General features: G+C 75.9%; 4 protein-coding genes. All 4 read left to right on the plus strand.

The features are described 5' to 3' along the window. Positions 1-2524, plus strand: a 2524-nt coding sequence (locus tag AWW66_RS31195; protein WP_067374170.1) for a PEP/pyruvate-binding domain-containing protein, incomplete at its 5' end; no start/stop codon positions are given. Next, complete coding sequence (locus AWW66_RS31200) at positions 2521-3423, plus strand: UbiA prenyltransferase family protein (RefSeq protein WP_067374171.1); 903 nt, start codon at positions 2521-2523, stop codon at positions 3421-3423. The genes AWW66_RS31195 and AWW66_RS31200, both read left to right, overlap by 4 nt. After that, complete coding sequence (locus tag AWW66_RS31205; protein ID WP_067374174.1) at positions 3420-4718, plus strand: cytochrome P450; 1299 nt, start codon at positions 3420-3422, stop codon at positions 4716-4718. The genes AWW66_RS31200 and AWW66_RS31205 overlap by 4 nt, the downstream gene beginning before the upstream one ends. Continuing rightward, positions 4711-5144 (plus strand): nitroreductase family protein (locus AWW66_RS31210; RefSeq protein WP_169807202.1); only part of this gene is annotated, 434 nt, incomplete at its 3' end. The genes AWW66_RS31205 and AWW66_RS31210, both read left to right, overlap by 8 nt.

A 5144-nucleotide genomic window follows, 5' to 3' on the forward strand; every position in this document is an offset into this window, starting at 1 on the left:
CGCCGACCGGCTCCGGTCGGCCACCCTGCCGGCCGGGCTCGCCGCCGAGCTGGACGAGGCGGTCGCCGCGCTGGCCGGGCCGGGTGACCTGCTGGCGGTCCGCGCCTGCGTGGTGGCCGACGCCGACGGCGTCGGCGAGGACGGCGCGACCGACGCCTTCGCCGGGCTGACCGAATCCTTCCTGTACGTCCCGGCGGCGGACGTGGCCCGCCGGGTCGCCGCCTGCTGGGCGTCCGGGTTCAGCCCGGAGTCGGTGCTCTACCGGGCCCGGCGCGGGCTCGCCCCGGCCGCCACCCGGGTCGCCGTCGGGGTGCAACGGATGGTGCCCGGGGTCCGCTCCTTCGTGGCGTTCAGCCGTGACCCGCGCACCGGCGCGGCGGAGACCGTGGTCGCCGCCGCGCACGGCATCGGCGAGGGTGTGGTGCAGGAACGCGCCGACGTGGACCACTTCTTCGTCGCCCCCGACACCGGCGCGGTCCGCGCCGAGACGGTGGTCAAGACGACGATGGTCTGCCCGGGGGACGGCCCCGGCGCGGACCCGGTGGTCCGGCCGGTGCCGGCGGAACTGGCCACCGGGCCGGTGCTCACCGACGACGAGGCCCGGCAGGTGGCGGCGCTGGCCGCCGAGGTGGAGCGCTTCTTCGGCCCGCCGCAGGACATCGAGGGCACCCTCACCACCGACGGCACGATCCACCTGGTCCAGGCCCGTCCGGTGGTCTTCGCCACCCCGCCCGCCCCGACGGAGGACGGGGCCACCGGCACGCCCGTCCCGTGGAGCAACCACAACATCACGGAGAGCTATCCGGGAATCTCCGGGGCGCTGACCTACTCCCAGGCCCGGGTCTTCTACCGGCTGATCTTCCGCGACGTGTACCGGCGGATGGGCGTGCCGGAGCACCGGCTGCGGGCCCGCGAGCACCACCTCAACCGGATGGTCGGGCTGCTGCGCGGGCGGGTCTACTACCGGCTCGACGCCTGGTTCGAGCTGCACCACCAGATTCCCGGCTTCGTGCTGGTCCGGCCCTGGTGGGAGAAGTCGATGGGGATGGCCGGCGACTACCGGCCGTCCCGGGCCGAACTGCTGCGCGCCCTGCCCACCCTGCCGGGGCTGGCCTGGCGGCTGGGCCGGCTGCCCGGCTCGGTCCGCCGTTTCCTGCGCTGGTGGGACGCGCTGGTCGACGACGCCGCCGGCATCGACGACTGGACGCCGGAGGAGCTGATCGCCTGCTACCGCCGGTTGTGGAGCGAGGTCGGCCACCGGTGGGGGGTGACCCTGGTCAACACCTTCTTCATGCTCGGCACGGCCACCTTCGCCTCCGCGCTGGTGCGGCGGTGGGTGGACGGCGACGAGCAGCGGACCCTCGGCGGCCTGCTGATGGGCGGCCGGGAGAACCGCTCGGTGCTCGGGGTCCGCTCGGCGGTGGCGCTGGCCGAGCGGATCGGCGCCGACCCCGCCCTCGCCGAACGGGTCCGGCACTGCGACGACGGGGAGGCCGACGCGATCTGGCGGGACGTGGTCGACGGCGGGTACGGCCCGGAACTGGCCGCCGCCGCCCGTGAGCACCTGCGCTGGTACGGCGACCGGGCGCCGCACGACCTGAAGCTGGAGGAGCCCTCGCCCCGGCAGCGCCCCGGCATGATCATCTCTTCGGTCCGGCCGCTGGTCCGCAGCGGGCTGACCGTCGCGGAGAGTCGCGCCCGGGAGGTGGCCAGCCGGGCCGAGGCGGAACGGGAACTGCGCGAGGGCTGCCCGTCGCTGCCCCGCCGGCTGGTCATCCGCACGCTGGCCGCCGGGCTGCGCTGGTTCGTCCGCACCCGGGAGGACACCCGCTACTGCCGCAGCCAGCTCTACGGGCTGACCCGGCACGTGATGTGGCGCCTCGGCGCGCTGCTCGTCGAGGCGGGACGCCTCGACGACCCGCTGGACGTGGTGGACCTGACCGTCGAGGAGGTGCTCGGCGCGTACGACGGCACCCTGGTCGAGACCGACCTGCGGGCGCTGGTCGGGCGGCGCCGGGCGGAGCGGCTCGCCGCGACCGCCGCCGCCGACCTCGGCGTCCGGCTGACCACGCGGCTGAACCGGCCGGTGGCCGACGCCCTGCCCGCCGCCACCGTCGCGGCGCCGGCCCGGACGGCCACCGACGGCGGCGACGGGGTCGACCTGCGGGGACTGCCGTCGAGCAAGGGTGTGGTCCGTGGCCGGGCCCGGGTCGTCCTGGACCCGTCGACCCCGCCGGAGACCTGCCGAGACCGGATCATCGTGGCGAAGGAGACCGACCCCGGATGGTTGATGTTGATGATGGTGGCGCGCGGCATGGTGGTGGAGCGGGGCACCCTGCTCTCGCACACCGCGATCACCGGCCGGCTGCTGGGCATCCCGACGGTGGTGGCGGTGCCGGAGGCGACCTCGCTGATCGCCGACGGGGAGTGGATCGAGGTGGACGGGGCGACCGGGACGGTCCGCAGCGTGCCACCGGAGGAGGTGCCGGCCGAGGAGACGGCGACGGCGACGGCCGGGGCATGACCGGGCGGCTGCTGCGCTACGTCGCCGGCAGCTTCCCGCCGTCGGCGTACGTCCCGTACGCGCTGCTCTGGGCGTTCGGCGGCACGGCGGTCGGCGCGGTGGTCGACGACCGGATCGGCGGGGCGCTGCCCGACGTCGGGGTGCTGGTCAGCGCGCTCACCCTGCTGGTGACCCTGCTGATGATGCGCGCCCTGGACGACATCCGGGACCTGCCGTACGACCGGACGCACAACCCGGAGCGCCCGCTGGCCCGGGGGGCGGTACGGGTCCGGGACCTGTACGTCATGATCGCCGCCGGTACGGTGCTGGTGCTGGCGCTCAACGCCTGGCGCTGGCCGGTGCTCCTGGTGCTCGCCGGCCAGCTCGGGTACGCCTTCGTCCTGGTCGGGGTCGAGCTGCGCCGGGGCTGGCCGGCCGGCGACGCCATGCTGCTCGGTTTCGTGCTGAACTTCCCGGTCCAGTTGATGATCAACGCGTTCCTCTACGCCGGCCTGCTGCACTCGGTCGGGCTGGGCCCGTCCTGGTCCGGCGCGGTCGGCATCGTGGTCTCCGCGCTGGCCTTCCTGCACCTGGAGTTCGCCCGCAAGACCACCCGGGCGCCCCGGCCGGGCGAGCGCACGTACTCGGCCCGGATCGGGGCGAACGGCACCGCCGGGGTGGCGGTCGGCGCGGCGCTGGCCTCGGTCCTGCTGCTGCTGGTGGTGGCCCGGGGCGGGCCGGCGCCGTACTGGCCGGTCTGGTTGGCGGTGCTGCCGCTGGCCCTGCCGCTGCTGGCCGGGCGGCGGTTCCACACCGACCGGCTGACCCGCTGGCCGTACGGCCCGGCGGCGATGTTCCTGCTGTCCAGCTTCGCCGGGTACCAGATCATCAGCATCGTCCAGGAGGTGGCGACCCGATGACCCGCCCACCCACCGCCGCGCCGACCGGCGGCGACACCGACACCCGCCCCTCGTCCTGCCCCGTCACCGGGGCCGGGGCGGCGGCCGAGCTGCCGACGTTCCCCTTCGCCGCCGGCCCGACCGTGGAGCCGCCGCCCGAGTACCCGGCCCTGCACGCCCTGCCCCGGCCCGGCCGGGTCCGGTTGCGCAATGGCCGGGAGGCGCTGGTCGTCACCCGCTGGGCCGACGTCCGGCTGGTGCTCAGCGACCGCCGGTTCAGCCGGTCGGCGTACACCTCGGGGCCGCTCTTCGCGCGCAGCGCCGACTCGCTGCCGCTGATCACCACCGACGCGCCGGTGCACACCCGGCGTCGGGCCACGGTGGCCCCGCCCTTCACCGCGCACCAGGTCGGCCGGCTGCGACCGATGGTGGTCGAGCTGGCCCGGCGGCAGCTCGCCGAGTACGTCGCCGGTGGCCGACCGGCGGACGTGGTCGGCCGGTTCACCGTGCCGTTCACGCTGCGGGTGATGTGCCGGATCATGGCGGTGCCGGAGGAGGACATGCCCCGCTTCGGGCCGTGGGTCGACGTGCTGATGTCGATCGACAAGTTCCCGGCCGAGCAGGTGGAGCGCTGCCAGCGGGAGATGCAGGAGTACTTCGCCGCGTTGGTCGACACGGTGCGGGACCGGCTCGACCGGGGCGAGGAGGTCACCGGGCTGATCGCCCGGATGCTCACCCCGACCCGGGAGGACCGCCGGTTGAGCCGGACCGAGGCGGTGGTGCTCTCCGCCGGGATGCTGATGGCCGGCTACGAGACCACCAGCAACGTGCTGGCCGCCGTGCTGCACCAGATCCTGCGCCGGCCGGAGCTGGTCGGGCGGATCCTGGCCGACCCCGCCGAGGCGGACCCGATCATCGAGGAGACGCTGCGCTACGTCTGCGCCAACGGCTCCGGCGGCGTCCCGCACGTGGCGTTGACCGACGTGACGCTCTCCGACGGCTCGGTGGTGGCGGCCGGCGAGGTGGTGGTGCCGGTCCCGGACGCGGCGAACCGGGACCCGCTGGTCTTCGACCGGCCGGACCAGCTCGACCCCGACCGGGTCGACAACCCGCACATCGCCTTCGGGTACGGCGCGCACCACTGCCTCGGCGCGGAGCTGGCCCGGCTGGAGCTGCGGGTCGGCGTCACCACCCTGCTCACCGAGCTGCCCGGCCTGCGGATCGCGGTCGACGAGGCGGACCTGCGCTGGCGCGTCGACATGTACGTCCGGGGGCTCTGGGAGCTGCCGCTGACCTGGGACGATCCCGATGGCTGACGGGCCGGGCGGCCCCGCCGACGCGGCGGCGGCCGGGCCGTCCGAGCGGGGCGGACCGCTGACCCCCGACGGGCTGCTGACCACCACCCGGGCGGTCCGCCGCCGGCTGGACCTGACCCGACCGGTGCCCCGCGCCCTGGTCGAGGAGTGCCTGCGCGTCGCCCAGCAGGCGCCCAGCGGGTCCGGCCGGAACGTGACCCACTGGATCGTCGTCACCGACCCGGAGACCCGCGCCCGGCTCGGCGACATCTACCGGTCGGCCTTCGCCGAGCAGCAGGCCGGCCGGGGCGGCACCGCGCCGGGCGGCGGCGCGGGCGACGGTAGGGGCCGGGCGGGGAACGGCACCGGCGGCGCGACGGGGCCGGCGGGGGCCGCCGGCCGCTCGCTGGCCAGCGCCACCTACCTGGCCGAACGGCTCGGCGAGGT

Origin of the sequence: Micromonospora rosaria (genome assembly GCF_001567585.1) — a bacterium.
GTDB classification, from domain to species: Bacteria; Actinomycetota; Actinomycetes; order Mycobacteriales; family Micromonosporaceae; genus Micromonospora; species Micromonospora rosaria.